This window comes from Halomonas cerina, from assembly GCF_014192215.1.
In the GTDB taxonomy this organism is placed as follows: domain Bacteria; phylum Pseudomonadota; class Gammaproteobacteria; order Pseudomonadales; family Halomonadaceae; genus Halomonas; species Halomonas cerina.
This window is the reverse complement of record NZ_JACHXP010000001.1, coordinates 401,497-427,869: the sequence shown is the minus strand read 5'-3', so window position 1 is coordinate 427,869 and position 26,373 is coordinate 401,497. Positions and strand designations below refer to the sequence as shown.

Below are 26,373 nucleotides of genomic sequence, written 5' to 3'. Positions count from 1 at the left end.
CCCAGTCTGGGAAGCGCCGCGTCGAGTTGCAAAGCATTCTTTCCCACCATGCTTTTTATACCGTTATCTGCCTTACAACACATCACAGTAATGCTCCAAGCACCCGAAACCGATTAGCAGGGAAACTGCCGTACGCGTCAGGGTTCAGGTATACTCCGTGCCCCGGAGACTCGCCGCCGGCAACCCGACCTCCCGCGGTGAGTTGCATGTCACTCGCAAGGAGTTCCTGACCCCATGACCGTGATCCGCCAGGATGATCTGATCCAGAGCGTCGCCGACGCATTGCAGTACATTTCCTATTACCATCCCAAGGACTTCATCGATGCCATGGCTCAGGCCTATGAGCGGGAGGAGAATCCGGCCGCCAAGGACGCCATCGCCCAGATCCTGATCAATTCACGGATGTGCGCTACCGGCCATCGCCCGATCTGCCAGGACACCGGTATCGTCACCGTCTTCGTCCATGTGGGCATGAACGTACGCTGGGAAGCGGACATGAGCCTGGATGACATGATCAACGAGGGCGTACGCCGGGCCTACCAGCTGCCCGACAACGTGCTGCGGGCCTCGGTACTCGCCGACCCCGATGGGGCCCGCAAGAACACCGGTGACAACACCCCGGCGGTGATCCATCACAAGCTGGTACCCGGGGACACCGTCGAGGTGCACGTAGCGGCCAAGGGCGGTGGCAGCGAGGCCAAGTCCAAGTTCGCGATGCTCAACCCTTCCGACAGCGTGGTCGACTGGGTCATGGAACAGCTGCCCAAGATGGGCGCCGGCTGGTGTCCCCCCGGCATGCTCGGCATCGGTATCGGTGGCACCGCCGAGAAGGCCATGGAAATCGCCAAGGAAGCGCTGCTTGATCCCATCGACATCCAGGAACTGCAGGCTCGCGGGGCGTCCAATCGTGCCGAGGCGTTGCGTCTGGAACTCTTCGACAGGGTCAACCGGAGCGGCATCGGCGCCCAGGGGCTGGGGGGATTGACCACGGTGCTGGACATCAAGGTCAAGGACTACCCGACGCATGCCGCCAACAAGCCGGTGGCGATCATTCCCAACTGCGCGGCGACCCGTCACGCTCATTTCACCCTGGATGGCTCCGGCCCCACGGCCCTGGCCGCGGCCAAACTCGAGGACTGGCCGGAGATCACCCGCGAGGTGGGCGACAACGTCAAGCGCGTCGACCTCGATACCATCACTCCGCAAGAGGTGCAGACCTGGCAACCCGGCGACACCCTGCTGCTCAACGGTAAGCTGCTCACCGGTCGCGATGCCGCCCACAAGCGCATGGTAGACATGATCGGCAAGGGCGAGCCCCTGCCGGTGGACATGAAGGGGCGCTTTATCTACTACGTGGGCCCGGTGGATCCGGTGCGCAATGAGGTGGTGGGACCGGCCGGTCCCACCACCGCAACCCGCATGGACAAGTTCACCCGGACCATGCTCGAGGAGACGGGGTTGCTGGGCATGGTGGGCAAGGCCGAGCGGGGCCCGGCCGCCATCGAGGCGATCCGCGATAACCAGGCCGTCTACCTGATGGCCGTCGGCGGGTCGGCCTATCTGGTCTCCCAAGCGATCAAGAAGGCCCGGGTGGTGGGCTTCGAGGACCTAGGCATGGAAGCCATCTACGAGTTCGAGGTGGAGGACATGCCGGTGACCGTGGCCGTGGACAGCACGGGCACCTCGGTCCACCAGACCGGTCCGGCGAAATGGAAGGAGATCATCGCCGAGCGCGCCTGAGCCGCGACGGCCTCTCTAACGACGACGGCCCCGCCGCCTGGCGGGGCCGTCGTCGTTGCAGGTATCCTGTAGTCTTCGCTTCTCTCGTGCGGTGTCTGCCGCCTCCCACGGATCGGGGATACGACCATGACCTCCTGGCTGCTGGGCCTGGCCATCCTGCTGATTCACGTACTGGGCGTCCTCTCGGCGGTGCTCGCCTTGATGTCCAGTCGCACCTCCCAAGGGGCCATCGCCTGGATCATTTCGCTACTCACCATGCCGTATCTGGCGGTACCGGCCTACTGGGTGTTCGGCCGACCGCGCTTCTATGGCTATGTATCGGCCCGCGGCGAGCGGGACACCGTACTGCGTCGCCTGTTGGCCCGTTATCGTGACCGCTTCGATCCCTATCTGCCGGCCAGCAGTGACGCGGATATCCGGGCAGTGGAGAAGCTGGCCATGATGCCGCTCACCAGCGGCAATCAGGCAGAGCTACTGATCGATGGCGAGGCGACGTTCGACAGCCTCTTCGCGGGGATCGAGGCGGCCGAGGAGTACATCCTCATCCAGTTCTTCATCGTGCGCGATGATGCCCTGGGCATCGAGCTCAAGCATCGGCTGCAGCAGGCCGCGGAGCGTGACGTGTCCATCTACTTCCTCTATGACGAGATCGGCAGTCGCGGCCTCGGGGATCGCTTCCTGCGTGACCTCGCCGAGGCCGGCATCGAGGTCAGTGCCTTCCGCTCTTCCCGGGGTTTCAAGCACCGTTTCCAGCTCAACTTCCGCAACCATCGCAAGGTGCTGGTGGTCGACGGGCGGGAAGGCTGGCTGGGGGGCTTCAATGTCGGCACCGAGTACCTGGGCCAACACCCCCGCCATGGCCACTGGCGCGATACCCACATGAAGCTGATCGGCCCCAGTGTGCTGGGCTTGCAGGAAGCCTTCTGGGAGGACTGGCACTGGGCTACCGGCGAGATGATCACCCTGACCTGGACGCCTCAGGCAAGCCCTGCGAAAAACCAGAACGTGGTGATCGTGCCCTCCGGGCCTGCCGATCGCCTGGAAACGGCCAGTCTGCTGGTCCAACATGCCATCCACAGTGCTCGAGAGCGACTCTGGGTGACCAGCCCCTACTTCGTGCCTGACCGCAGTGTTCAGGATGCCTTGCGCCTGGCCGCCATGCGGGGCGTCGACGTGCGCATCATGATGCCGGAGCGTCCCGACCACCTGCTGGTGTTTCTCTCCGCCTTCTCGTTCCTGCCGGACATGCTGCGGGCCGGTGTCAAGGTCTACCGCTATCAGCCGGGCTTTCTGCATCAGAAGGTTATCCTGATCGATGATGACGCGGCCAGTGTCGGCACCGTCAATCTCGACAACCGCTCTTTTCGCCTTAACTTCGAGATCACCGCGGTCGTGCCGGATCGCGCCTTCGCCGCGCAGGTGCACGCGATGCTCGAGCGGGACTTCGCGGCCTGCCGCCAAGTCAGTCTGGAGGAACTGACGTCGCGGCCACTGTGGCGCAAGCTGGTGTCCCGTGCCGCCTATCTCTTCTCGCCGATCCAGTGAACGGCTTGGGTGAGCATCGCGGCTGGGGTACATTAGCGCTCTTGCGCGGCTCCTGACGGAGCCCGAGATGTATCGGTGACCGGGAGTCGTGGTGAACCTCGAGACCAAGTGGCTGGAAGACTTCGTGGCGCTGGCCAACACGCGCAGTTTTTCCGCGTCGGCGCGTCAGCGCCATGTCACCCAGCCGGCCTTCAGCCGCCGTATCCGGGCGCTGGAACAGGCCGTGGGCGTCACCCTGGTAGATCGCTCCACCACCCCGGTGGACCTGACCCCGCAGGGCCAGCTCTTCCTGGTCACGGCACGCAACATGGTCGAGCAGCTCAACGAGAGTCTCGGCCATTTGCGTGGACTCTCCATGGCCAACGAGGCGCTGGACATCGTGGCGGCGCACTCCTTGGCACTGAGCTTCTTCCCGCCATGGATCTCGCGTCTTCAGAAAGGAATAGGGGAACTGCCCACTCGGCTGGTGGCCATGAACGTGGGGGATGCCATCCATGTACTGCGCGAGGGCAATTGCGACCTGATGCTCGCCTACTATGATCCCTATGCTAGCATGCAGCTCGATGCCGAGGTCTTTCCTTCCTTTTCTATTGGCCAGGTGACGATGCTGCCGGTCTGTGTGCCGGATGCGCAGGGGTGTCCCCGCTTCCCGCTGGAGGGGCAGGCGTCGATTCCCTACCTCTCCTATACCCAGGGGGCCTTCCTGGGGCGTAGCGTGCGCATGCTGCTGAAGAACGACCCCCTGCGCATGCGGTTGCGGGTCGTCTACGAGACCGCCATGGCCGAGGGACTCAAGGGCATGATGATGCAGGGCGTCGGCTTGGCCTGGATTCCCGATTTCTGCATCCGCCAGGAGCTCAACGAGGGCCGGTTGGTGCGTGCTGGCGGCGAGCAGTGGGACGTGCCGCTGGAGATCCGCCTCTACCGCTGTTCGCTGGTGCACAAGCCCGGCGTAGAGAAGCTCTGGCGGCAGATGATGAAGTTGCCGCGGGACTTCCTGCAGGCCTGAACCCGTGTGATGTCCTGCGGCGCTTGCCAGCCGCTACGGCAACCCCTGCCTTTTTACGACTCGCCGAAGTCCGCTGGCAGGCCGAGGAAGTTCTGGATGATGAAGAAATGGTCCTCGAACAGGCCGTCGGGTTCCAAGTCGGCCAGCGGAACCCAGCGGGCATGGTCACCGCCCCTCACCGGCTTGAGCGGCGGCAGCTGCTGCTCCGGGCGCAGGGCGAAGTAGAAGGCCTCGGCGAGGGTTCGGCCGCGCCAGCTGCGGTGGGGCTCGTCGAACAGCCGCTGACCCCGCAGGGAGCCCTTGAGCACGGGCTCCGGCACCTTGAGGCGTACCCGCTCGCGAAGCTCACGCAGGCAGGCATCCAGCAGCCGTTCGTGGGTATTGATGAAGCCGCCGGGTAGCGCATAGAGCCCCTTGCCCGGCGCCGCGGTCCGGCGTACCAGCAGAATATGCCCCGACTGCACCACCACGGCACTCACCGTGACGAAGATGGGCGGGTAGGGGGCCTGTGCCCAGGCGTCCCGGTACTGGTCCAGCAGTCGCTGTTCCTCGACCAACTGCTGGTAGGGCTCCTCGCTGAAGAACTGTCTGATGGCCTCCACCACGCCCGGTGGCAGGTCGTGGGCAGCCCCGGTGCTCAGGTAGTCGCCGGCGGCAGCGGGGGAGCGGAACAGCCGCTCGCGGATCTGGCTGGCGGAGATACCGTCCACCAGCGGCACGCTGACCGACTCCCACTGGGGAAACAGGGCCAGGTAGTAGCTTGACTGGCCACGGCTGGCGCCGATAAGGCCGATACGTGGCAGACGGGCATGGCTCGGCTCGGCGATGTTGCGGACCTTGCGCTGCACGTCACGCACCCAGACATCGTTGTTGTAAAGGGCATCGAGCAGCGGCACGATGGCCAGCCGTTCGTTCTCGCCGGCGTCGAAGGCGCTGCGCAGCATCGTCCGGCGCTCCTCGAAACGCCAGGGATTGCGCAGCGATCGCGCCTGCCAGGCGGAGCCCACCAGCACGATGACCTGGCGGGCACGCTTGAGGGCCTCGTGGATCACCGCCAGGTGCCCGAGGTGCGGGGGCTGGAAACGGCCGATGAAGACCAGGCAGTCGAAGTCATAGGCCGGGTGTGCGTCGTCCGGTATCGGGGACATGGCAGGGCTCCGGGCAGAAAAGCGCCCATTATGGTGACCTCCCGCGACAGTCGCAATTTCCCCGGCCGTGCAGGGCAGGCCGGGGGTCAGTATGCTGGCACCATGACTAGGACGTAGGGGAGAACACATACGTGATCACGCAGACCCTGAGGTTCTGGTGGGGCGTGACGCACCGGGCCGTGACCCTCTGGCTCGAGCGTAATGCCTTCAGCTATGCCGGCTCACTGGCTTTCTATACGCTTTTCTCGCTGGCCCCTACGGTGATCATCGCCGTGACGGTGATCGGGGTGGTGCTCGGGGAGGACGCCGCTCATGGGCAGATCGTCGCCCAGCTCCAGGGCACCATGGGCGAAGGGGCCGCTCGGGCAGTGGAGAATGCCGTCAATCAGTCGCGTATCGAGGAGTCGGGGCTGCTGCCGACCCTGCTAGGGATCGGGGCGCTGCTGGTGGGGGCCACCACCGTCTTCGCCCAGATGCAGTTCTCGCTGAATACCCTCTGGGGCGTGGCGGCACGGCCCAGCAGCAACAGCGCGTGGATCTTCGTCAAGAATCGTGTGCTCTCGTTGACTGTGGTACTGGCCATCGGTTGCCTCCTGGTGGTCTCCCTGGTGCTCGGTGTCATCCTGCAGGCTATCTTGCAGGCTGCCGACAGCCTGCTGCCGTTCGTGGGGCTTTTGAGCACCGTCCTCGAGTTCCTGGTCTCCCTGGCCCTGGTCGCCGCGCTCTTCGCCACCATCTTCAAGGTATTGCCGGACGTGGTGCTCGGCTGGCGCGATGTGCTGGTCGGTGCCGTGGTCACGGCGGTGCTCTTTTCCCTGGGGCGGTCGGCCATCGCCCTGTATCTGGCCCATACCGCCACGGCGTCCACCTATGGAGCCGCCGGCTCGGTGGTCGTCGTCCTGCTGTGGGTCTACTATAGCTCCCTCATTCTCCTATTCGGGGCGGCCTTCACCAAGTGCCACCTGCTGGCCAGGGGGCGAGAGGTGATCCCGCGCAATACGGCGGTGCTGGTCAGGCATGAGCTGCTCGATGACCCCGCGGCGGCGTCCGCACCGCGCCGGCGCTTGCTGGGGCGTCGGCGGGGCCGTCAGGCGATAGGTGGGGAAGAAGGCGAGGCGACAGGGAAGTCGGTTCCGAGAGGAGGGCGAGACGGGCGCTAAGGCCCGCCGCGCCCTCCTCCATGAGGGGGATGGCTCACCGGGCGGAGCCGAAGCGCTCCCGGGCCAACTCGTCGGCTACCAGTGCCGGGCTCAGGTCGTCGCGATCGGCGCGTCGGAAGATTTCGTCGACGGTGGCACCGATGCCCTCGATATGGGCCATGACATCTTCCCGGCGATAGTCGGCGCGCCGTTGCCAGGCGATCTCGATCACGCCGCCGGCATTGGCCACATAGTCCGGTGTATAGAGAATGCCGCGTGCCCTCAGCTGGTCGGCTACCCCGGGGGCGGCGAGCTGGTTGTTGGCGGCCCCGCACACCACCCTGGCCTTGAGCCGGTCGGACACCATTGGGGTCAGGGCCGCGCCCATGGCACAGGGGGCGAAGACGTCCACGTCGGCCTCGGTGATGGCCTCGGGGGCGGTGGTCTCGGCGCCGAGTTCCTCGGCCAGCCGGCCGAGGGCCACGCCGTCGACATCGGTGAGCACCAGGCGGGCCCCGGCGTCATGGAGGTGGCGCGCCAAGTGAGCGCCGACATGGCCGACGCCCTGAATGGCCACGCGCACCCCATCGAGGTCCGTCCGATCCAGGCCGTGGCGCACGGCACTCTTCAGAGCGCTGAAGACCCCGAGGGCGGTGAAGGGGGAAGGATCACCGGAGCGGCCGTCATGGCCTAGCCCCCCCACGTGTTCGGTGACCTCGCGGATCACCTGCATGTCAGCCTCGCTGGAGCCGGAATCCTCGGCAGTGATATAGGCGCCGCCGAGGCCATCGACCAGTCGCCCCATGGCGCGCAGCAGCTCAGGAGTCTTGTCACGGCGCGGGTCGGCGATGATGACCGCCTTGCCGCCCCCCAGCGGCAGGTCCGCCAGGGCCGATTTGTAGGTCATGCCGCGAGACAGTCGCAGTACATCGGTGAGTGCCTCGGCCTCGCTGGCATAGGGATAGATGCGCAGGCCCCCGAGGGCCGGGCCGCGGCTGGTGTCGTGGATGGCGATGATGGCCCTGAGGCCGCTCGACGGGTCGCCGCCGAAGACGATTTGCTGGTGGTGGTCGTACTCGGGATGGTCGAAGACCGGCATGGTATCTCTCCCTCGTGAGGATGGTTATTGTGCTTGTGAGCGACCGGGTAGGTCGGATAGTGAGGATGGGACGGCTTGTGGCCGAAACATCGACTGTCGTGCCCCTTGAGACTAGAACATCCCGAGGGTGGCGGGAACCCCCGGCGTACACTTGGTCGCCGGTCGTCGAACTGGTAGAAAGGAGATTCGCCGATCCGCCATGGAGGAGACGGTCTGATGAAGGACAAGTGCTGCGTGAAGGCGCTAGTGACCGGCAAGGTACAGGGGGTGTGGTATCGCGGGGCGACCCAGGAACAGGCCCTGAAGGCCGGCATCACCGGCCATGCCATCAATCTGCCTGACGGGCGTGTCGAGGTACTGATGTGCGGGCGGCGTGATGCGGTGCGCGACCTCGGTGAATGGCTCTGGAAGGGCCCCCCGGGGGCCCAGGTCACCCATGTGGAACTCGAGGTCGTCGAGATGCATGAGCCGGACGACTTCCACATTGGCTAGCTTAGGGTGGCGGCGATCCAGTCGCTCACCGCCTCGCCATCTACCCCCAGGCACACCTCCACGAGGGGCGTGCGAGACCAGCGCGCCTCGATGAAGCCGCGTCCCTCCGGGGCGAAGAGGGTCTGGCCTTCGGCATCGCCGGAGGTCGCCACGGTGAGATGCCCACGGGCGGTGGTGAAGAGCTCGGGCACCAGCAGCCAGGCCAGGGCGCAGCTGTCATGGGGGCAGCAGCCATCGATGCCCAGGAACTCGCGGTAGAAGTCGCGATAGAAGGCGTAGCTGCCGGCGAGCACTTCGCCAAGTGCCCCCTGACCCGCCTGGATGCGCACCATGTGGCTCTCGGTGAGCACGCAGCGATGGGTCACGTCCAGCCCCACGAGGGTCAGTGGCCAGCCCGCCGTGAGCACCCGGGCGGCGGCATCCGGGTCGTTGAACATGTTGGCCTCGGCCACCGGCGTGACGTTCCCCCCTTCACGGATGGAACCGCCCATGATCACCACTCGTTTCACCCTGGTGGTGATGCCCGGGTCGAGCTGGAGGGCCGCCGCCAGGTTGCCCACCGGGCCCACGGCGACCAGGGTCACCTCCCCGGGGCGGGCGTTCACAGTGTCGACGATAAACTGCGGCGCACTCCTGGCCTCGGCCTTACCCTTGACCTCGGGCAGCGCGATATCGCCCAGGCCGTTGGTCCCGTGGATGTGGGCAGGAGGCGGGTGACGCGCCTTGACCAGCGGCGCGGCGGCACCCTGGGCCACAGGAATCTCCCGGCCGGCCAGCTGGGCGAGCAGCAGGGCGTTGTGGGTGGCCGTCTCGACATCCACATTGCCATAGGTGGTGGTCAGGCCCAGCAGCTCGATGTCGGGGTGACGCAAGGCGATGGCGATGGCCTGGGCATCGTCCACGCCGGGGTCGGTGTCGAAGATGATCGGGTGGGACACGCGGGACTCCTCGTCGGTTTTGGTCAAAGGGTGGCCGGGGCGTCGTGCAAGGCGCGCTCCACCTCGGCGAGCGTGGGAATACTGTCGGCGGCCCCGGAGCGGGTGACCGCGAGGGCCGCGGCGGTGGATGCGCGGACCAGGCAGTCGCGGACCGCTAACCCGGCCTGAAGGGCGGCCAGGTAGTAGCCGATGAAGGTGTCACCGGCGGCCGTCGTGTCCACGGCCGCCACAGGGAGCGGGGGCTGGAAGAGACGATCTTCTGGGCCCTGGAACCATGCCCCTTCGCGGCCCAGGGTCAGCAGGGTCCCGGTATCGGGCAGTCGCCGCGCCAGGGCATCCAGCAGGGCTTCGGCGGGGCCGTGCTCGGCGAGGCCGACGAGCTGTGCCGCCTCGCCGCGATTGACGAACAGCAGTTCGCAGGCCGCCAGGGGCAAGGTAGCGACAGCCGGTGTCATCGGGGCCGGATTGAGGGCGATGCGAAGCCCCTGGTCGCGCGCCCGTTCGAGCAGGCATGGCAGGGCATTACACTCGTTCTGGGCCAGCAACCAGTCGCCGGGCTGGGCGCTGGTGAGCCACTGCTCGAGGGTGGGCTCCCGGACGCCATGATTGGCCCCGGGGAAGAGGAGGATGGCGTTCTCACCCTGGTCATCCACCTGGATGATGGCGTGACCGCTCGGCTCGTCGACCAGCTCGATCGGGGCAGTGTCCACGCCGGCGTGAGCCAGCATGTCACGGACCCAGGCATCTTGCCGGCCCAGGCGTCCCCAGTGAGCGAGGTGACCGCCGGCTCTCGCCATGGCCAGCGACTGGTTGGCTCCCTTGCCGCCGAGGCCCACCCGGTAGTCATGGCTGGCCAGCGTCTCACCGGGGCGTACCAGGTGGGGTACCCGGTAGACGTGGTCAAGGTTGATGGATCCGAAGTTGTAGAGCATGGGACCACGGGCTCTCGGGTGGCAGGACGCTACGCTCGAAAGTAGCGACCCTCCCGGCCGGGCGCAAGGCTGGGGCTGGATAGAGGATTTTTATACCGTTATCTATTTTATCAACTCACAACCAATTAAATTCTTCCAAGAACTCAGCGCATAAGAAAAGCATCGAGATTATCAGCCGTTAAGCTGATGATTTTTTGCCGTGCCTCAGGAGTGATCCAGGCACTATGCGGCGTGACAATCAGGTTCAAGGCCTCCGACAAGGCCTCGAGCAGGGGGTGGCCGTCACGGGGAGGTTCCACTGGCAGGACATCGACACCAAAACCACCCAGGTGGCCGGCGCGTAGCGCGTCCAGGGCGGCCACTTCGTCGATGACCCCTCCGCGGGCGCAGTTGATCAGTAGAGTATCGGAGCGAAACGAGGTCAAAAGCTCATTGTCGACCAAGTGATGGGTGGCCTCGGTGAGTGGACAGTGCAGGCTGATCACATCGGCCTGCGGGGCCAGCTCGCGTAGCCCGGGGCGGGTATCCTGCGCCTCGTTGCCGGGACGTGCGGTGAAACTGACACGCATCCCGAAAGCCTCGGCCAGTTGTCCGACTCGAGTCCCGAGCTCCCCCTGGCCGACGATCACCAGATGCTTGCCCTCGAGCTGCAGGATGGGGTGATCCATCAGGCAAAAGAAACGACTCTCTCTCCAGCGTCCTTGCGCCACATCACGCTGGTAGCAGGGCAATCGGGTGGCCAGGGCCAGCATCAGCATCAAAGTGTGCTGGGCGACGCTTGCCGTCCCATAGCCGGTGACGTTGTCGATCCGGATCCCCAGGCGGTCGGCGGTGGTCATGTCGATGTTGTTGGTGCCGGTGGCCAGCACGCAGATCTGCTTCAGGTCGGGCAAGGCTTCCAGGGTCGGCGCATCGAGCACCACCTTGTTGACGATGGCCACCTCGGCGCCCGCCAGGCGCCCAGTCGCCTGCTCGCGAGTGGTGACGTCATGAACCTCCAGGGTATCCACCCGCTGGCGGATCGGGGCAAGGTCAATACCGGGACCGAGGCTGGCAGCATCCAGGAGGACGGCTTTCATGCGTAATTCCTTGTTGAAGCGATACGGGACTGAGGACAGGGTAGCAGGGCTGGGCCTGGCCCGGCTCGACAGGCTATAATAGCGGGCTTTCACGGCAGGCTTGGAAAGCGTGTGGGCCGGCCTTATATAACGCCATCGCAGAACACGTGGCGCGACGGTCGGCCCTGCCGATCGTCGCATGCCTTGGGGTTTGTCGTTTCGGGGAGAGAAGACCATGCCCATCTATGAATACGAGTGCAAGGCCTGTGGCCACCGTCTGGAGAAGCTGCAGCGGCTCAGCGCGGCACCGCTGACCGATTGTCCCGCCTGTGAGCGCTCCGAACTCGGCCGCCTGGTATCCGCCGCCGGCTTCCGTCTGTCTGGCGGTGGCTGGTACGAGACCGATTTCAAGACCGGCAGCAAGAAGAATCTGGTCGGCGGCAGTGATGATGCGGGAGGCAAGTCCGCCACGCCGTCGAGCAAGAACGGGACGGCGGCCTGAGCCGCCCACGCTGCCTTTTACCATTTCACGCAACAGAACAGGACACGACATGCGCAGCCATTATTGCGGCCAGCTGAACGAGACCCTGGTGGACCAGACGGTCACCCTGTGCGGCTGGGTACATCGCCGCCGTGACCATGGGGGGGTGATCTTTCTCGACATGCGCGACCGCGACGGTATCGCCCAGGTCGTGGTAGATCCCGATACCGCCGAGGCCTTCGCGAACGCGGACAGCTCCCGCAGCGAGTATGTGCTACGCATCGTCGGCCGCGTCAGGCTGCGCCCGGAAGGCACCCAGAATCCCAAGATGCCCACCGGCCTGATCGAGGTGCTGGCCAGCGATGTCGAGGTGCTCAATACTGCCGCCACCCCCCCCTTCCAACTCGATGAGCATGGGAAGGTCGGTGAGGAAGTGCGCCTCAAGCACCGTTATATCGACCTGCGCCGCCCGGAGATGATCGAGAAGCTGCGCCTGCGCTCGCGCATCTCCCACAGCGTGCGGGCCTTCCTCGAGGGGCAAGGCTTTCTCGACATCGAGACTCCCGTCCTCACCCGGGCCACTCCCGAAGGCGCGCGTGACTACCTGGTGCCGAGCCGCACCCATCCAGGCAGCTTCTTCGCCCTGCCGCAGTCGCCGCAGCTGTTCAAGCAGCTGCTGATGGTGTCTGGCTTCGACCGCTACTATCAGATCGCCAAGTGCTTCCGGGACGAGGACCTGCGTGCCGATCGCCAGCCGGAGTTTACCCAGATCGACCTCGAGGCGTCCTTCGTCACCGAGGATGACATCATGGGCATCACCGAGGCGATGGTGCGTCAGCTGTTCCAGGAGGTGCTCGATGTCGAGCTGCCGGTCTTCCCGCGCATGAGCTGGGAGGAGGCGATGAGCCGCTACGGCTCCGACAAGCCGGACCTGCGCATTCCGCTGATACTCACCGATGTCGACGACCTGATGGCTCAGGTGGACTTCAAGGTGTTCTCCGGACCCGCCACGGCCGACGATGGCCGCGTGGCGGCCCTCAAGGTGCCGGGCGGCGCCGGTCTGTCGCGCAAGGCGATCGACGACTACACCCGATTCGTCGGTATCTACGGCGCCAAGGGGCTGGCCTGGATCAAGGTCAACGAGCGTGCCAAGGGCCTCGAAGGGCTGCAGTCACCGATCGTCAAGTTCATGGAAAACGTGATCGAGCCGCTCCTCGATCGCATCGGGGCTGAGGATGGTGATCTCATCTTCTTCGGTGCCGACAAGGCCCGCGTCGTCAACGAGTCGCTCGGCGCCCTGCGCGTGAAACTTGGCGAGGATCTCAACCTCTACACCCGGGACTGGGCCCCGCTGTGGGTGGTGGACTTCCCGATGTTCGAGGATGACGGCAGCGCCCGGATGCAGGCCCTTCACCATCCCTTCACCGCCCCCGCCTGCGACGTGGAGACCCTCAAGGCCAACCCTGTGGTGGCGCTGTCTCGGGCCTACGACATGGTGCTCAACGGCACCGAGCTGGGTGGTGGCTCGATCCGTATCCACGATCGCGCCATGCAGAGCGCGGTGCTCGAGGTGCTCGGCATCGGCGAGGCGGAGGCGCACGAGAAGTTCGGCTTTTTGCTCGATGCCCTGCAGTACGGCGCGCCTCCCCATGGCGGCCTGGCCTTCGGGCTCGACCGCCTGGTGATGCTGATGAGCGGCGCGAAGACCATCCGCGAGGTGATCGCCTTCCCCAAGACCCAGAGTGCTGCCTGCCTGATGACCGAGGCGCCGAGCGAGGTGAGTGCCGAGCAACTCAAGGAGCTCAACATCCGCCTGCGTCAGAAGGCCAAGGCAGAAAGCCCCAGCGAGTAAGCCGCGCCGCTGCCTCGCGAAATCACCGGCGCCTTCAGGGCGCCGGTGGCGTCTCAACTCCTCGCGAGAAACCCCACCATTTTACCCACTATGAGAGGTCCGGGGACAGGGCGAAGAGGAAGTCCTATCCTCGCAGTCTAGTCGCCGGGACAGCCTCGAGTAGGAAGAAGCACAGGAGGTGGCCATGGCAGGACATAGCAAGTGGGCCAATATCAAGCACCGCAAAGCGGCCCAGGATGCTAAGCGTGGCAAGATCTTCAGCAAGCTGATCCGGGAGCTGACCGTGGCCGCCCGGCAGGGCGGGGGCGACCCCGCCGACAACCCGCGCCTGCGCGCCGCCATCGACAAGGCGCTGGCCAGCAACATGACCAAGGACACCATTCAGCGGGCGGTGGACCGGGGCGCCGGCCACACCGACGGCGATGACATGGAGGAGGTTGTCTACGAGGGCTACGGGCCCGAGGGTGTGGCCGTGCTGGTGGAGGCGATGACCGATAACCGCAACCGGACGGTCTCCGAGGTGCGACATGCCTTCAACAAGCAGGGCGGCAACCTGGGGACCAGTGGCTCGGTGGCCTTCATGTTCCACCAGCAGGGGCGCCTGACGCTGCCCCAAGGGATCAGCGAGGAAGCCGCCATGGAGGCGACGCTCGAAGCCGAGCCCGAGGACATCGAAACCCTCGAGGACGGTCGCCTGGAGGTGGTCACCACCCCGGCCTCCTTTGGGTCGGTCAAGGACGCCCTGGTGGCCGCCGGCATCGAGCCGGAGGCCAGTGACATCGGCCTGTATCCGGACAACTATGTCCCCATCCAGAACATCGAGCTGGGCCGGCGGATCATCAAGCTGGTCGACATGCTCGAGGACCTGGATGATGTGCAGAATGTCTATACCAATGCGGATTTTGCGGATGCCATCCTCGATCAACTCGACTGAGTGTTTACCGCCATGCTGATTCTGGGCATCGACCCCGGTTCGCGGCTCACCGGGTATGGCGTGCTGGATGTGACCCACGCCACACCGCGCTACGTGGCCAGCGGCTGCATCCGCACCCGAGCCGACGACCTGGCCCAGCGATTGGCGCAGATCTATGCCGGCATCAGCGAACTGGTCGGCCGGCACGGCCCCGGCGAGTTCGCCATCGAGCAGGTGTTCATGGCGAAGAATGCCGACTCCGCCCTGAAGCTCGGTCAGGCCCGCGGGACGGCCATCGTCTGCGCCGCCAACCATGGGCTGCCGGTCAGCGAATACGGACCTCGTCAGATCAAGCAGGCGGTCACCGGCAGCGGCGGGGCCGACAAGGCCCAGGTCCAGCACATGGTGACCGCCATCCTCGGCCTGTCCGGTACCCCCCAGGCCGATGCGGCCGATGCCCTGGCCATCGCCCTGACCCATGCCCACGCGCGCCTGGGGCTGGTCAGCCAGGGCAGCTACGGCGGACACCGCCGTCGACAAAAGGGCACATCCTGGCGGGCATTTCGCCCTTCGTGACGTCGCCGGCCGGCGATGCCAAGCCGGTTGTCGAACGCCGTTTGAGCAGACTGGTCAGCCGGCCGGGCGACCAGTATAGTGGCTCCATCGCGGCGACCGGCGCCGCACCGGACTCATAGGACCAAGGACAGCAACTCCATGATCGGACGCCTGCGTGGCACCCTGCTCGAGAAACAGCCACCCTGGCTGGTGGTCGAGGTGGCCGGAGTCGGCTACGAGCTGGAGGCCTCGATGACCACCCTGGTCGCGCTGCCCGGCAGCGGGGAACCGGTATTCCTGTACACTCACCTCGTTGTCCGCGACGACGCCCATCTGCTCTACGGGTTCGCTCGGGCCCAGGAGCGTGATCTGTTCCGGGCCCTGATCAAGGTCAACGGCATCGGGCCACGCCTCGCCCTGGCGATCCTCTCCGGCATGGACGAGGACGCCTTCATCCGCTGCGTCCTGGAGGATGACATCAAGGCCCTGACCCGGCTGCCCGGGGTCGGCAAGAAGACCGCGGAGCGCCTGATCATCGAGATGCGCGACCGCTTCCCCCACTGGGAAGGCTCGCCCGGCCTGGAGGCGAGTGCCGCCGGCCTGCCGGCAACGGCCCCGTTGCCCACCCAGGATCCCCTGGCCGATGCCGAGGCGGCCCTGGTCAGCCTCGGCTACAAGCCGACCGAGGCCGCCCGCATGCTGTCGGGTCTGGAGGAGGAGGGCTCCACCGAGGCCATCATCAAGGCGGCGCTGACCCGGCGCCTGGCGGGGTGAGGCATGCTGGAAACTGACCGCCTGATCGCCGGTGAGTCCCGCGAGGGTGAGGGCAGCCTCGACCATGCCATCCGGCCGAAACACCTGCACGACTACATCGGTCAGCCCCGAGTCCGCGAGCAGCTGGAGATCTTCATCAGCGCCGCCCGGGGCCGCCAGGAAAGCCTCGACCATACGCTGGTGTTCGGTCCCCCGGGGCTTGGCAAGACGACACTGGCGAACATCATCGCCACCGAGATGGGCGTCGGACTCAAGTCCACCTCCGGACCGGTGCTGGAGCGGGCCGGGGATCTCGCCGCCATGCTCACCAACCTGCAGCCCGGCGACGTGCTGTTCATCGACGAGATCCATCGCCTGTCGGCGGTGGTAGAGGAGATCCTCTATCCCGCCATGGAGGACTTCCAGCTCGACATCGTGATCGGCGAGGGCCCGGCGGCGCGCTCGATCAAGCTCGACCTGCCGCCTTTCACCCTGGTCGGGGCCACGACCCGAGCGGGACTTCTGACCTCGCCGCTGCGCGACCGCTTCGGCATCGTCCAGCGCCTGGAGTTCTACAGCGTCGATGAACTCACCGAGATCGTCGCCCGCTCGGCCCGGCTGCTCGGCGTCGAGTCGGATCACGCCGGCGCCACCGAGGTGGCCAGACGCTCACGCGGCACGCCGCGCATCGCCAACCGCCTGCTACGCCGGGTGCGCGACTTCGCCGAGGTGCGGGGAACCGGGCGGGTCGATGCCGGGGTCGCCGACCAGGCGCTGAACATGCTGCACGTCGATCACCATGGCCTCGACCACATGGACCGTCGCCTGCTGCTGGCGATGATCGAGAAGTTCGAGGGTGGCCCGGTGGGGGTGGACTCCCTGGCCGCCGCGATCGGTGAGGAGCGCGATACTATCGAGGACGTGATCGAGCCCTACCTGATCCAGCAGGGCCTGATGATGCGCACCGCCCGGGGGCGGGTGGTGACGCGCCAGGCCTGGCTCCATTTCGGCCTGGTCGCCGACGACCAGGCCGCTTCCCCTGCCCCGACCGACCCGGAACGATGAGGATGCCCGTGAACGATGCCATGTCCATTCCCCACCTGATCATGAACGCCAGCGGCGTGGTCCAGGCGGTGATGCTGCTGCTGCTGCTGGGGTCCGTACTGTCCTGGGTGGTGATCTTCCAGCGCACCTTCGTGATGCGCCGCGCCCGAAAGGCCCACCGACGCTTCGAGGAGCGCTTCTGGTCCGGCGTTGACCTCAATGACCTGTACCACGACACGCCCCCCGAGCAGGAGACGCTCGGGGCCGAACATATCTTCCGGTCGGGGTTCCGCGAGTTCAATCGCCTGCTGCCCAAGACCCGCAGCCCCCAGGCGATCCTGGAGGGCGTCCAGCGCAGCATGCGGGTGGCCTGGTCCCGGGAAGAGGATCGGCTCAACCTGCACCTGGTGTTCCTGGCGACCGTGGCCTCCTCGAGCCCCTACATCGGGCTGTTCGGCACCGTCTGGGGGATCATGGGCTCCTTCCAGTCGCTGTCCATGGCCCAGCAGGCGACCCTGGCGACCGTCGCTCCCTGGATCGCCGAGGCACTGATCGCCACCGCCATGGGCCTGTTCGCGGCCATTCCCGCGGTGATCTTCTACAACCGGCTGTCTGCCGAATCCTCGCGGCTGCTGGGCAAGTACGAAGACTTCGCCGAGGAGTTCCATTCCATCCTGCATCGTAACCTGCAGGGTCGCGGCGACGCCGCCGCCGGCTGAGGAGGGCGACACCATGCACGGACCCTTCAACCGCATGGGGCGGCGCAAGCCGATGAACGAGATCAATGTGGTGCCGTTCATCGACGTGATGCTGGTGCTGCTGGTGATCTTCATGATCACCGCGCCCATGCTGACTCAGGGAGTTCAGGTCGACCTGCCCCAGGTGAGTTCCGAACCCATCGAGGAGACCGAAAACCGTGACCCGATCATCGTCTCGATGGACCGCGAAGGGCAGCTGTTCATTACCCTGGGTGAGGATGAGTCCACGGTAAGCCTCGACGAGTTGAGCCAGCGGGTAATCATCCTGCTGGAGCGCCAGCCTGGCACGCCGGTACTGGTCCGCGGTGACCGCAACGTTGCCTATGGCCAGGTGATCACCCTGATGAGCACCCTGCAGGCCGCCGGCGTGGAAAATGTCGGCCTGATCTCGGAACCGCCGCCGGGGGAGGCCTGAGGAGCGCGCATGGCCAGACATCGACAACGCGTGGGCTATGGCCTGCCGCTGCTGCTTGCCATCGGCCTGCACCTGGGCATTCTCGTGATCAGCGTGATCCGCTTCCCCGCGGCCGAGCCTGAGCCACCGAATCGCGCCATCGTCCAGGCGACCCTGGTGAGCACCGAAACCGCCACCGATCGCGCCCAGAGGGCCGACCAGGCCCGTGCGGCAGCCGAGGCCGCGAAGCAGGCTGAAGAGGAGCAGGCCAGGCAAACCGAGGCAGAAGCCGCCCGGCAGCAGGCGCAGGAAGAGGCCGAGCAGGAACGCCAAGCCCGGGAGGCCGTCGAGGCAGACGCGCGAAAGGCGGCCGAGGAGGCGGCGCAGGAGGCTCGGCGTCGTGCCGAGGAGGCCGAGCGTCAAGCCGAGCGGCGTGAACGCCAACGCGAGGCCGAAGAAGAGGCCCGTCGCCAGCGCGAAGCGGAGGAGCAGCGTCGCCGGGAAGCCGAGGCCGAACGCCAACGCCAGGCCGAAGCGGAGGCGCGTCGCCAGCGCGAGGCGGAGGCGCAGCGTCGCCGGGAAGCCGAGGCCGAACGCCAACGTCAGGCCGAAGCGGAGGCGCGTCGCCAGCGCGAGGCGGAGGCGCAGCGTCGCCGGGAAGCCGAGGCCGAACGCCAACGTCAGGCCGAAGCGGAGGCACGTCGCCAGCGCGAGGCGGAGGAACAGCGTCGCCGGGAAGCCGAGGCCCAACGCCAGGCGGCCGAAGCGGCGGAACTGGCTCGCCAGCGGGCCATCGAAGCCGAAGCCGCCGCCGCCAACGCGCGCCAGGCCCAGCAGGCCGCCAACGGCTTCATCAACCTGGTGCGTCAGGCCGTGGAGCAAGCCTGGGTGATTCCGCCCAACGTGGCGGACGGTGCGACCGCGGAGGTCTCGGTCAGGCTCGGCCCATCCGGTGAGCTTTTCGCGGCTTCCATCGGTCGGAGTAGTGGTGACAGCGCCTTCGACCGCTCGGCGATCCAGGCCGTGGAAGCCGCCGCGCCCTTCCGGGAGCTGCGGGAGCTGCCGGCGGGGGTGCAACGCGATTACCGACAGTTCAATCTGCGATTCAGACCGGGGGAGATCCGCTGATGAAAGCCCTGATGACCACCTGGCTGGTGGCGATGCTGGTGACGTTCGCCAGCCTGGCCCAGGCCGACCTGACCATCGAGATCACCCGCGGCAGCGAGCGCGCGACGCCGATCGCCGTGGTGCCCTTCGAAAGCCCCGAGGGCGAGCGCCTGCCCCAGGACGTGGCGCAGATCGTTTCCGATGACCTCGAGCGCAGCGGCTACTTCGACCCGCTCGCGCGCGAGGAGATGTTCGCCACGCCGTCGAGCGGCGAGGCGGTCAAGTTCGGTGACTGGCGGGCCCTGGATAGTCGCTATCTGGTGGTGGGGCAAACCCGTCGAGAGGCCGGTCGCGTGGAGATCCGTTATGAGCTGATGGATGTCCACGGCGAGTCGCGGATGCTCGGGGAAGTGATCACGGCCAGCGAAAGCCAGCTGCGCGGCGCGGCTCACCGCATCAGCGACAAGATCTTCGAGGCGATCACCGGAATCCGCGGTGCCTTCTCGACCCGCATCGCCTACGTGACCGCCAGTGGGGTGGCCGATGACATGCGCTTCGGGCTCTATGTGGCCGATGCCGATGGGCGCAACAGCCAGCAGGTTCTGACCTCCGACGAGCCGATCATGTCGCCCGCCTGGTCGCCGGATGGCAAGAAGCTGGCCTATGTCTCCTTCGAGACCGGCCGACCGGCCATCTATATCCAGGAGATCGCCTCCGGGCGTCGTGTGCGGGCCACCTCCTTCGAGGGGCTGAACAGCGCACCGAGCTGGTCGCCGGACGGCCGTCGGCTGGCCATGTCCCTCTCCAAGGATGGCCAGCCCGAGATCTATGTCATGGACATCGCCACGCGCAACCTCACGCGTATCACCCACAGCTCGAGCATCGAGACCGAGCCCTCCTGGCATCCTTCGGGAGACAGCCTGCTCTATACCTCGGATCGCAGTGGCGGGCCGCAGCTCTATCGCCATCCGCTGGGAGGCGAGCCGGAGCGTCTCACCTTCACCGGCGGCTACAATGCCCGGGGGCGCTATGCACCGGACGGTGATGCGGTCTTCTTGATCCACGGCGGCGAGCGGGGCTATCAGGTGGCACGGCTGGACCTCGAAAGCGACCGTTTGATCACGCTCAGCGAGTCCCATCAGGACGAGTCGCCCAGTGTCGCGCCCAATGGCACCATGGTAATCTTCGCCACACAGCAGGGCGGCTCCGGTGTGCTGGGGGCGGTCACCGCCGACGGCCGCGCCTCCTTCCGCCTGCCGGCGGCACAGGGAGAGGTCCGCGAGCCCGCCTGGTCCCCCTTTCTCGATTAACTTACCCCCGACTCGACTGAATTCATTCCAGCTCGACTGATTCACCCCAGAAGGAGTCACAAGATGCAGCTCAAGCCCTACGCCAGAACCCTGGCCGTCGCGCTTTCCCTGGCTTTCGTGGCCGGCTGTGCCAACACTGGCGGTACCCAGGACGGCTCCTTGGATGGCACGGCAGGAGGCAGGGGAGAGACCGGTACCGCCGGTACCGGCACGGCGGGCACCGGCCAGGTGAGCGGGACCGGTCTCGGCGATGGCGCCGGCCAGATGGCCGGGTCGCGCATCCCGGAAGCGCGCACCATCTACTTTGCCTACGACAGCGACACGATCCGCCCCGAGTTCGAGCCGGTGCTGACGGCTCATGCGCGTTTCTTGCGCAGCAACCCGTCGGCCGACGTTATCCTCCACGGCCATACCGACGAGCGAGGCACCCGGGAGTACAACCTGGCCCTGGGGGAGCGTCGCGCCAATGCCGTGGAACGCTTCCTCGACCTGCAGGGCGTGTCACCGTCCCAGGTAGAGGTCGTCAGCTACGGTGAAGAGCGGCCCGCGGCCCGCGGGTTAAACGAGGACGCCTATGCCCAGAACCGCCGTGTCGTCTTTGCCTACTGATCACGAACCGCGACGAGGAAGAGCGCGATGAGACATGGACTCAAGGGGCTGTGCGGCGTCGGGCTGATGGCCCTGCCACTGGCCGTGGCCATCGCCCAGCAACCGGTGGTCGAGGATCTCACCGATCGGCCCGGCAGCTTCTATGACCAGGCCGCGACCCGTACCGAGTCGGGCGGCAGCCTGGTGCTGTTCAATCAGGTCCAGCAGCACCAGGAGGAGATCCAACAACTGCGCGGCCAGGTCGAGGAGTTGCGCTACCAGCTCGAACAGCTCCGGCGCCAGACTCGCCAGCAGTACCTGGACCTGGATGAACGGTTGAGCCGTGCCGACGCGCAGTCGGCATCATCACCACCCCCGGCGGAGACGCCGGATACCTCGACGCCCGAGCCCACGCGTGGCGAGGCATCGGCCGGTGCGGGCGACGGCGCGGCACGGCAGGCCTACCAGGCGGCCTTCGCCAAGGTGCAGGCGCGTGAATTCGCGGCCGCCACGACCGACTTCGAGGCCTTCGTGGCCCAGCACCCCGACAGCGCCCTCACCGCCAATGCCTACTACTGGCTGGGAGAACTCCACTCGGCGGAATCCGAGCTCGAGGCCGCCGAGCGCGCCTTCCAGCGCGTGCTGGAGGACTTCCCCGACAGCGGCAAGGTACCCGATACCCTCTACAAGCTGGGCCTGCTGAAGATTCGCCAGGGAGCGCCTGACGCAGGACGGGCACTGCTCGAGCGGGTCATCAACGACTACCCGGAAAGCAGTGCCGCCAACCTGGCCGGCGATTACCTGCGCCAGTCCGGCACCTGATTCGCCCAAGGAGCAGCGATGATCTGCAAGATCGATTACCAGCCGCCCGCCGACCTGCTGAAGGAGCGCGTGATCCTGGTCACCGGCGCCGGCGACGGCATCGGCCGGGCAGCGGCCAGGACCTTCGCCCAGCATGGGGCGACCGTGGTGCTACTGGGCCGCACCATCTCCAAGCTCGAGGCGGTGTATGACGAGATCGAGGCGGCCGGGGGGCCTCAGCCGGCCATCTTCCCCCTCAACCTCGAAGGGGCCGTCCTGAAGGACTATCACGACATGGCCGAGACCCTGGACAAGGAGTTCGGCCGACTCGATGGCCTGCTGCACAACGCCGGGCTGCTCGGGCGCCTCACGCCCTTCGAGCAGTACAATCCCGAGCTCTGGGACCAGGTGATGCAGGTCAACATCAACGGCCCGATCTGGATGACCCAGGCGCTGCTGCCGCTGCTCAAGGCCTCCGCGGATGCCTCGGTGGTGTTCACCTCCTCCAGCGTGGGGCGCAAGGGGCGGGCCTACTGGGGCGCCTACGCGGTCTCGAAGTTCGCTACCGAGGGATTCGTCCAGGTGCTGGCCGACGAGGTGGAGCACCTGGGCACACTGCGCATCAACAGCCTCAACCCGGGGGCGACACGGACCGCCATGCGCAAGAGCGCCTATCCCGGCGAGGACCCGATGAGCCTGAGGCCCCCCGAGGCGATTCTGCCGACCTATCTGTGGCTGATGGGGCCGGACAGCCGGGCCCACAACGGCGAGATGTTCGATGCCCAGCCGCCCAAGGCCTGAACCCGAGCCTCGGGCTACGGGTCTCGGGCCAAGCGCTTCGGGCCGTTGACGGTTAGCTGGCAGCGATGGAGCCTACTACCTGCAGCTCGCAGCCCGCAGCCCATCGTCGTTCAGGCCTCCAGCAGGGCATCGCTGAGCGCCTCGGCCGTATCGAACCAGAGATCGGCGGGCCACTGTCGGTGGTCGTCCTCTTCCTCCAGATACCCGTAGCCGACGGCCACCGCCACCATGCCGGCAGCACGCGCGGCCTGCATGTCCCGCAGATGGTCGCCGATATACCAGCAACGCGCCGGTGGCGTTCCCAGTTGCCCGGCGGCCGTCAGAAGCGGCAGGGGAGAAGGCTTCTTCTCGGCCAGGTCGTCGGCGCAGAGCAAGGCGCCGGGAGTGAGCCCGAGGGCGCTCACCAGCGGCTCGGCATAGGCGCGAGGCTTGTTGGTGACGATGCCCCAAGTCCCGTCTCGCCGCTCCCACTCGACCAGCAGGCGATCGAGCGGCGGGAAGACGCGGCTGTCGACGGCCACCGCCTCCCCGTAGGCGGCCAGCAGGTAGGTGCGCGCCTCGGCGTGTCCGGCATGCTCCCGCTCAAGGCCTAGGGCCAGGGTCACCAGGGCACTGCCTCCGTTGGAGACCTGGGCCCGGATCACCGGGTAGGGAAGCGCCGCCAGCCCGTGGTAGGCCCGCAGGGCATTGGTGGCCCGCGCGAGGTCGGGGGCGGTATCGACCAGGGTGCCGTCCAGATCGAAGAGCAAGACTTCGGGGAGCGAGTCGGCAACCGTCATGGCATCTCCCGTCGGCAGTGCATCAGGTAGTTGACCGATACGTCACGTTCGGACAGCCGGTAGCGCTGGGTCAGCGGCTGGTAGATGATACCGTTCTGCTCTCGGACCGAGAGGCCCGCCTCGCGGCACCAGCCGGCCAGCTCCGAGGGGCGGATGAACCGGGCATAGTCATGGGTGCCCCGGGGCAGCATCCGCAGCAGATACTCGGCCCCGAGAATGGCCAGGGCATAGGCCTTGGGGTGTCGATTGAGCGTCGAGAAGATGACCTGCCCCCCCGGCTTGACGAGGGTCGCACAGGCGCGCACCACCGAGGCGGGGTCGGGCACGTGCTCGAGCATTTCCAGGCAGGTCACCACCTCGAATTCCCCGGGGTGTGTGCGGGCCAGTTCCTCTACACTGAGGCAACGATAGTCGACGCTGACCCCGGCCTGCTCGGCATGCTGCCGGGCCACGGCCAGCGGGGCCTCGCCCAGGTCGATGCCGGTGACCTCGGCCCCGCGATGGGCCATGGCCTCGGCCAGGATGCCTCCACCGCAGCCCACGTCCAGCACCCGGCGCCCCGCCAGGCCCACGCGGGCATCGATGAAGTCCAGGCGCAGTGGATTGATGTCATGCAGTGGCTTGAATTCCCCGTGCGGATCCCACCAACGATCGGCCAGGGACGCGAACTTGGCGATTTCCGCCGGGTCGACATTGCCCGTTTCCGGGGCGCTTGCAGTCATCTGAGGTCTCCATGGGTGGTACCATCCCGCCAGCGTGTCAGGCCGGGCCGCTTTCGGTATCATGCCCCATTCTACCCGCTCCCGGAGCCGCATTCCCATGCCCTCCCAGAACGACGGCCTCCGGGCCATCCGACATGACAAGGACCGCATCATGATCAACAAGGCCGTTCTCCCTGTGGCCGGTTTCGGTACCCGCTGCCTACCGGCCTCCAAAGCGATTCCCAAGGAGATGATCACCATCGTCGATCGTCCGGTGATCCAGTATGTGGTCCAGGAGGCCATCGAGGCCGGCATCCGGGATATCGTGCTGGTCACCCATGGCACCAAGACCGCCATCGAGAACCATTTCGACAAGCACTTCGAGCTCGAGACGAGCCTCGAAGCCAAGGGCAAGCACGAGCTGCTCGAGGAACTGCGCTCCATCGTGCCGGCCGATGTCAATATCATCAGCATCCGCCAGCCGGAACCGCTGGGCCTGGGCCATGCCGTGCTCTGTGCGCGTCCCATCGTCGGGGATGACGAACCGTTCGCCGTGCTGTTGCCGGACGTGCTGGTGGATGACGCGGGCCTCGCGTCCAATGACCTGGCGGGCATGATCGAGGCCTATGAACGGACCCAGCGTACGCAACTGATGGTCGAAGAGGTCCCTCACGCGATGGTTCACAAGTATGGCATCGTGGCCCCCGAAGGCCAGCCGCCGGCGCCAGGGGCTTCCTGTCCCCTGACCGGTCTGGTGGAAAAGCCCCCCATCGACGAGGCTCCCTCCGACCTGGCGGTGATCGGGCGTTACGTCCTGCCGGGGCGCATCTTCGCGCTGCTCGCCGACACGCCGCCGGGGGCCGGCAACGAGATCCAACTAACCGACGCCCTCGAGCGCCTCCGCCAGGCCGAGGGTGTGGATGCCTGGCGCATGCGTGGCAAGACCTATGACTGCGGCCACCAGCTCGGTTATCTCGAGGCAATTCTGGCCTATGGCCGCCGCCATCGCCGCTATGGCCAGGGGTTCCGTGAGCTATTGACCCGTTACGCCGGCGAGGCCTGAGACCATGCGTATCCTGATCCATGGCAGTGAGATGGCCGCGGCCACCGCCGCGGCAGCGCTTTCCTGGGTGGGGCACCGGGTCGCCTGGATGCCCCACGCCGCCGCCGACTGGTCGACCCTGTCCGCCAGTGGCTGGCTGGCCAGCGAGCCGCAACTGCTGGCCCATCTGGAGGAAGGGCTTGAGGAAGGCAGCCTGAGGCTGCTCACTCCCTCATCCGAGGGGATCTTCGAGGACCCCGTGGAATGCCTGTGGCTTTCCCTGTCGCCGGAGCAGCGTGTTGACGCGGCCGCCTTCGCCGAGCAGGCCGCCGGCTGGCTCGCCGAGGAGGCGGTGCTGGTCAACAATTCCACCTTCCCGGTGGGCGAAACCGAGCTGCTGGAAGCACGCCTCGGGGCAGGGTGCCGGGCCGTGGCCCTGGCCGACATGCTGGAAGAGGGGCGCGCCTGGGAGACCTTCACCCGCCCCAGCCGCTGGCTTCTAGGGTGCGACGACGATGGCGCTGAACACCGGGTGCGGGAACTGCTGCGCGCCTTCAACCGCCGCCGCGAGGTGTTCCAGCGCATGCCCCGGCGCGCCGCCGAGCTGACCAAGCTGGCGATCAACGGCATGCTGGCGACCCGCATCAGCTACATGAACGAGATCGCCGGTCTGGCGGACAGCCTCGGGGTGGACGTCGAGCATGTTCGGCAGGGCATGGGGGCCGACAGCCGGATCGGCTATGAGTATCTCTACCCGGGCTGCGGTTTCGGCGGGCCCAACTTTTCCCGGGACCTGATGCGGCTGGCCGACGTGCAATCGGCCAGCGGTCGCCACTCGGCGCTGCTCGACCAGGTGCTCGATATCAACGAACACAAGAAGGAGACGCTGTTCCGCAAGCTGTGGGCGCATTTCCACGGGCGGCTCGACGGCCGGACGGTGGCCATCTGGGGGGCCGCCTTCAAGCCCGGCACGGCGCGCATCGACCATGCTCCGGTGCTGACGCTGCTGCGCAGCCTCTGGGCCCAGGGGGTGCGGGTCCGCCTGCATGATCCGGCGGCGATTCCCGCGGTGCTGGCCGAGGTCGGCGAGCACCCGCTGCTCGAGGTATTCGAGGGCGATCCGCTGGAGCCCTGCGAGGGGGCCGATGCCCTGATGCTGGTGACCGAGTGGAAGACCTACTGGAACCCTGACTGGTCGCGGTTGGCCGATCGGCTGGGCGAACGACTGCTGCTCGATGGACGCAATATCTACGACCCGCGGCATGTGGCCGCCTGCGGCCTTCACTACCGGGGTATCGGACGGCGCGCCGACCCTTGAGCCAGAGCCTGCCTCGCGATGCGAAGGCAGACCGCCGGTCGCAAGCGGCCCCGCCAGTTGGCGGGGCCGCTTGCGG

27 protein-coding genes are annotated in these 26,373 nt (G+C 66.6%); 20 read left to right on the top strand and 7 right to left on the bottom strand.

Features of this window, described 5'->3' with window-relative positions; genetic code table 11:
• Window positions 1–234 precede the first annotated feature (234 nt).
• The 3 genes from FHR94_RS01930 (at window position 235) to FHR94_RS01920 (ending at window position 4,294) form a co-directional block, all read left to right on the top strand.
• Window positions 235–1,740 (top strand): fumarate hydratase, encoded by a 1,506-nt coding sequence (locus tag FHR94_RS01930; RefSeq protein WP_183323918.1) that lies wholly within the window; start codon window positions 235–237, stop codon window positions 1,738–1,740.
• Window positions 1,741–1,866: 126 nt separating this feature from the next.
• Window positions 1,867–3,285, top strand: coding sequence for a cardiolipin synthase (gene cls / locus FHR94_RS01925; RefSeq protein WP_183323917.1), 1,419 nt, complete (start codon window positions 1,867–1,869; stop codon window positions 3,283–3,285).
• A 91-nt stretch (window positions 3,286–3,376) separates the two neighbouring features.
• Window positions 3,377–4,294: a LysR substrate-binding domain-containing protein gene (locus FHR94_RS01920; protein WP_183323916.1), complete on the top strand. Its 918-nt coding sequence runs from the start codon at window positions 3,377–3,379 to the stop codon at window positions 4,292–4,294.
• 53 nt (window positions 4,295–4,347) lie between these two features.
• Here the strand turns inward: FHR94_RS01920 and FHR94_RS01915 are convergent, their stop codons facing one another.
• The gene (locus FHR94_RS01915; RefSeq protein WP_183323915.1) at window positions 4,348–5,442 is read right to left on the bottom strand and encodes a bifunctional nicotinamide-nucleotide adenylyltransferase/Nudix hydroxylase; all 1,095 of its coding nucleotides are present in this window, start codon (window positions 5,440–5,442) and stop codon (window positions 4,348–4,350) included.
• Window positions 5,443–5,573: 131 nt separating this feature from the next.
• Here FHR94_RS01915 and FHR94_RS01910 point away from each other — a divergent pair, with 131 nt between their 5' ends.
• Window positions 5,574–6,602: a YhjD/YihY/BrkB family envelope integrity protein gene (locus FHR94_RS01910; RefSeq protein ID WP_183323914.1), complete on the top strand. Its 1,029-nt coding sequence runs from the start codon at window positions 5,574–5,576 to the stop codon at window positions 6,600–6,602.
• A 34-nt stretch (window positions 6,603–6,636) separates the two neighbouring features.
• Here FHR94_RS01910 and FHR94_RS01905 read toward each other — a convergent pair whose 3' ends face one another.
• Window positions 6,637–7,680 (bottom strand): Glu/Leu/Phe/Val family dehydrogenase, encoded by a 1,044-nt coding sequence (locus FHR94_RS01905; protein ID WP_183323913.1) that lies wholly within the window; start codon window positions 7,678–7,680, stop codon window positions 6,637–6,639.
• A gap of 216 nt (window positions 7,681–7,896) precedes the next feature.
• On the opposite strand from FHR94_RS01905, the gene FHR94_RS01900 reads away from it, so the two are divergent.
• Window positions 7,897–8,172: an acylphosphatase gene (locus FHR94_RS01900; protein WP_183323912.1), complete on the top strand. Its 276-nt coding sequence runs from the start codon at window positions 7,897–7,899 to the stop codon at window positions 8,170–8,172.
• Here FHR94_RS01900 and FHR94_RS01895 read toward each other — a convergent pair.
• The 3 genes from FHR94_RS01895 to FHR94_RS01885 all read right to left on the bottom strand — a co-directional run bounded on the left by FHR94_RS01895 (window position 8,169) and on the right by FHR94_RS01885 (window position 11,121).
• Complete coding sequence (locus FHR94_RS01895; RefSeq protein ID WP_183323911.1) at window positions 8,169–9,110, bottom strand: nucleoside hydrolase; 942 nt, start codon at window positions 9,108–9,110, stop codon at window positions 8,169–8,171. The genes FHR94_RS01900 and FHR94_RS01895 overlap by 4 nt on opposite strands.
• A 23-nt stretch (window positions 9,111–9,133) precedes the next feature.
• Entirely contained in the window at window positions 9,134–10,042 is a 909-nt protein-coding gene (locus FHR94_RS01890) for a ribokinase (protein ID WP_183323910.1), read from the bottom strand.
• A 143-nt stretch (window positions 10,043–10,185) separates the two neighbouring features.
• Window positions 10,186–11,121, bottom strand: a complete 936-nt coding sequence (locus FHR94_RS01885; protein ID WP_183323909.1) for a D-2-hydroxyacid dehydrogenase — start codon at window positions 11,119–11,121, stop codon at window positions 10,186–10,188.
• A 214-nt stretch (window positions 11,122–11,335) separates the two neighbouring features.
• Here FHR94_RS01885 and FHR94_RS01880 point away from each other — a divergent pair, with 214 nt between their 5' ends.
• The 13 genes from FHR94_RS01880 to FHR94_RS01820 all read left to right on the top strand — a co-directional run bounded on the left by FHR94_RS01880 (window position 11,336) and on the right by FHR94_RS01820 (window position 22,457).
• Complete coding sequence (locus tag FHR94_RS01880) at window positions 11,336–11,602, top strand: FmdB family zinc ribbon protein (RefSeq protein WP_183323908.1); 267 nt, start codon at window positions 11,336–11,338, stop codon at window positions 11,600–11,602.
• A gap of 49 nt (window positions 11,603–11,651) precedes the next feature.
• Window positions 11,652–13,433 carry an aspartate--tRNA ligase gene (gene aspS / locus FHR94_RS01875; RefSeq protein ID WP_183323907.1) on the top strand — a complete coding sequence of 594 codons (1,782 nt, stop codon included), beginning with the start codon at window positions 11,652–11,654 and terminating at the stop codon, window positions 13,431–13,433.
• A 184-nt stretch (window positions 13,434–13,617) separates the two neighbouring features.
• Entirely contained in the window at window positions 13,618–14,367 is a 750-nt protein-coding gene (locus tag FHR94_RS01870; protein ID WP_183323906.1) for a YebC/PmpR family DNA-binding transcriptional regulator, read from the top strand.
• Between the two features lie 12 nt (window positions 14,368–14,379).
• The gene (gene ruvC, locus FHR94_RS01865) at window positions 14,380–14,922 is read left to right on the top strand and encodes a crossover junction endodeoxyribonuclease RuvC (RefSeq protein ID WP_183323905.1); all 543 of its coding nucleotides are present in this window, start codon (window positions 14,380–14,382) and stop codon (window positions 14,920–14,922) included.
• Between the two features lie 138 nt (window positions 14,923–15,060).
• A complete protein-coding gene (ruvA, locus tag FHR94_RS01860) occupies window positions 15,061–15,675 on the top strand; it encodes a Holliday junction branch migration protein RuvA (RefSeq protein WP_183323904.1) in 615 nt (204 codons plus the stop codon).
• A gap of 3 nt (window positions 15,676–15,678) precedes the next feature.
• Window positions 15,679–16,719 carry a Holliday junction branch migration DNA helicase RuvB gene (gene ruvB, locus FHR94_RS01855; protein ID WP_183323903.1) on the top strand — a complete coding sequence of 347 codons (1,041 nt, stop codon included), beginning with the start codon at window positions 15,679–15,681 and terminating at the stop codon, window positions 16,717–16,719.
• 2 nt (window positions 16,720–16,721) lie between these two features.
• A complete protein-coding gene (gene tolQ, locus FHR94_RS01850; RefSeq protein ID WP_246389777.1) occupies window positions 16,722–17,417 on the top strand; it encodes a protein TolQ in 696 nt (231 codons plus the stop codon).
• A 13-nt stretch (window positions 17,418–17,430) separates the two neighbouring features.
• The gene (tolR, locus tag FHR94_RS01845; protein WP_183323902.1) at window positions 17,431–17,871 is read left to right on the top strand and encodes a protein TolR; all 441 of its coding nucleotides are present in this window, start codon (window positions 17,431–17,433) and stop codon (window positions 17,869–17,871) included.
• 9 nt (window positions 17,872–17,880) lie between these two features.
• Window positions 17,881–18,978: a cell envelope integrity protein TolA gene (gene tolA, locus FHR94_RS01840; RefSeq protein WP_183323901.1), complete on the top strand. Its 1,098-nt coding sequence runs from the start codon at window positions 17,881–17,883 to the stop codon at window positions 18,976–18,978.
• Window positions 18,978–20,267, top strand: coding sequence for a Tol-Pal system beta propeller repeat protein TolB (gene tolB / locus FHR94_RS01835; RefSeq protein ID WP_183323900.1), 1,290 nt, complete (start codon window positions 18,978–18,980; stop codon window positions 20,265–20,267). The genes tolA and tolB overlap by 1 nt, the downstream gene beginning before the upstream one ends.
• 63 nt (window positions 20,268–20,330) lie before the next feature.
• On the top strand, window positions 20,331–20,876 hold the full coding sequence (gene pal, locus FHR94_RS01830) for a peptidoglycan-associated lipoprotein Pal (protein WP_183323899.1): 546 nt from the start codon (window positions 20,331–20,333) through the stop codon (window positions 20,874–20,876).
• Window positions 20,877–20,903: 27 nt separating this feature from the next.
• Window positions 20,904–21,677 (top strand): tol-pal system protein YbgF, encoded by a 774-nt coding sequence (gene ybgF / locus FHR94_RS01825; protein WP_183323898.1) that lies wholly within the window; start codon window positions 20,904–20,906, stop codon window positions 21,675–21,677.
• A gap of 18 nt (window positions 21,678–21,695) precedes the next feature.
• Complete coding sequence (locus FHR94_RS01820; protein ID WP_183323897.1) at window positions 21,696–22,457, top strand: YciK family oxidoreductase; 762 nt, start codon at window positions 21,696–21,698, stop codon at window positions 22,455–22,457.
• Between the two features lie 110 nt (window positions 22,458–22,567).
• On the opposite strand, the gene FHR94_RS01815 is transcribed toward FHR94_RS01820, so the two are convergent.
• Both FHR94_RS01815 and ubiG read right to left on the bottom strand, forming a co-directional pair.
• Complete coding sequence (locus FHR94_RS01815) at window positions 22,568–23,236, bottom strand: HAD family hydrolase (RefSeq protein ID WP_183323896.1); 669 nt, start codon at window positions 23,234–23,236, stop codon at window positions 22,568–22,570.
• Complete coding sequence (gene ubiG / locus FHR94_RS01810) at window positions 23,233–23,958, bottom strand: bifunctional 2-polyprenyl-6-hydroxyphenol methylase/3-demethylubiquinol 3-O-methyltransferase UbiG (protein WP_183323895.1); 726 nt, start codon at window positions 23,956–23,958, stop codon at window positions 23,233–23,235. Before ubiG ends, FHR94_RS01815 begins: the two co-directional genes overlap by 4 nt.
• Window positions 23,959–24,109: 151 nt before the next feature.
• Here ubiG and galU point away from each other — a divergent pair, with 151 nt between their 5' ends.
• Both galU and FHR94_RS01800 read left to right on the top strand, forming a co-directional pair.
• Window positions 24,110–25,000, top strand: a complete 891-nt coding sequence (galU, locus tag FHR94_RS01805; RefSeq protein WP_183323894.1) for a UTP--glucose-1-phosphate uridylyltransferase GalU — start codon at window positions 24,110–24,112, stop codon at window positions 24,998–25,000.
• A gap of 4 nt (window positions 25,001–25,004) precedes the next feature.
• Window positions 25,005–26,297, top strand: a complete 1,293-nt coding sequence (locus FHR94_RS01800) for a UDP-glucose/GDP-mannose dehydrogenase family protein (RefSeq protein WP_183323893.1) — start codon at window positions 25,005–25,007, stop codon at window positions 26,295–26,297.
• Window positions 26,298–26,373: the final 76 nt, after the last annotated feature.

Excerpts from the sequence above, each read along its gene's own strand:
- FHR94_RS01930 (WP_183323918.1), top strand. The coding sequence starts at position 235 with ATGACCGTGATCCGCCAGGATGATCTGATCCAGAGCGTCGCCGACGCA.
- cls (WP_183323917.1), top strand. The coding sequence starts at position 1,867 with ATGACCTCCTGGCTGCTGGGCCTGGCCATCCTGCTGATTCACGTACTG.
- FHR94_RS01915 (WP_183323915.1), bottom strand. The coding sequence starts at position 5,442 with ATGTCCCCGATACCGGACGACGCACACCCGGCCTATGACTTCGACTGC.
- FHR94_RS01905 (WP_183323913.1), bottom strand. The coding sequence starts at position 7,680 with ATGCCGGTCTTCGACCATCCCGAGTACGACCACCACCAGCAAATCGTC.
- FHR94_RS01900 (WP_183323912.1), top strand. The coding sequence starts at position 7,897 with ATGAAGGACAAGTGCTGCGTGAAGGCGCTAGTGACCGGCAAGGTACAG.
- FHR94_RS01890 (WP_183323910.1), bottom strand. The coding sequence starts at position 10,042 with ATGCTCTACAACTTCGGATCCATCAACCTTGACCACGTCTACCGGGTA.
- FHR94_RS01885 (WP_183323909.1), bottom strand. The coding sequence starts at position 11,121 with ATGAAAGCCGTCCTCCTGGATGCTGCCAGCCTCGGTCCCGGTATTGAC.
- FHR94_RS01880 (WP_183323908.1), top strand. The coding sequence starts at position 11,336 with ATGCCCATCTATGAATACGAGTGCAAGGCCTGTGGCCACCGTCTGGAG.
- aspS (WP_183323907.1), top strand. The coding sequence starts at position 11,652 with ATGCGCAGCCATTATTGCGGCCAGCTGAACGAGACCCTGGTGGACCAG.
- FHR94_RS01870 (WP_183323906.1), top strand. The coding sequence starts at position 13,618 with ATGGCAGGACATAGCAAGTGGGCCAATATCAAGCACCGCAAAGCGGCC.
- ruvC (WP_183323905.1), top strand. The coding sequence starts at position 14,380 with ATGCTGATTCTGGGCATCGACCCCGGTTCGCGGCTCACCGGGTATGGC.
- ruvA (WP_183323904.1), top strand. The coding sequence starts at position 15,061 with ATGATCGGACGCCTGCGTGGCACCCTGCTCGAGAAACAGCCACCCTGG.
- ruvB (WP_183323903.1), top strand. The coding sequence starts at position 15,679 with ATGCTGGAAACTGACCGCCTGATCGCCGGTGAGTCCCGCGAGGGTGAG.
- tolQ (WP_246389777.1), top strand. The coding sequence starts at position 16,722 with ATGCCCGTGAACGATGCCATGTCCATTCCCCACCTGATCATGAACGCC.
- tolR (WP_183323902.1), top strand. The coding sequence starts at position 17,431 with ATGCACGGACCCTTCAACCGCATGGGGCGGCGCAAGCCGATGAACGAG.
- tolA (WP_183323901.1), top strand. The coding sequence starts at position 17,881 with ATGGCCAGACATCGACAACGCGTGGGCTATGGCCTGCCGCTGCTGCTT.
- tolB (WP_183323900.1), top strand. The coding sequence starts at position 18,978 with ATGAAAGCCCTGATGACCACCTGGCTGGTGGCGATGCTGGTGACGTTC.
- pal (WP_183323899.1), top strand. The coding sequence starts at position 20,331 with ATGCAGCTCAAGCCCTACGCCAGAACCCTGGCCGTCGCGCTTTCCCTG.
- ybgF (WP_183323898.1), top strand. The coding sequence starts at position 20,904 with ATGAGACATGGACTCAAGGGGCTGTGCGGCGTCGGGCTGATGGCCCTG.
- FHR94_RS01820 (WP_183323897.1), top strand. The coding sequence starts at position 21,696 with ATGATCTGCAAGATCGATTACCAGCCGCCCGCCGACCTGCTGAAGGAG.
- FHR94_RS01815 (WP_183323896.1), bottom strand. The coding sequence starts at position 23,236 with ATGACGGTTGCCGACTCGCTCCCCGAAGTCTTGCTCTTCGATCTGGAC.
- ubiG (WP_183323895.1), bottom strand. The coding sequence starts at position 23,958 with ATGACTGCAAGCGCCCCGGAAACGGGCAATGTCGACCCGGCGGAAATC.
- galU (WP_183323894.1), top strand. The coding sequence starts at position 24,110 with ATGATCAACAAGGCCGTTCTCCCTGTGGCCGGTTTCGGTACCCGCTGC.
- FHR94_RS01800 (WP_183323893.1), top strand. The coding sequence starts at position 25,005 with ATGCGTATCCTGATCCATGGCAGTGAGATGGCCGCGGCCACCGCCGCG.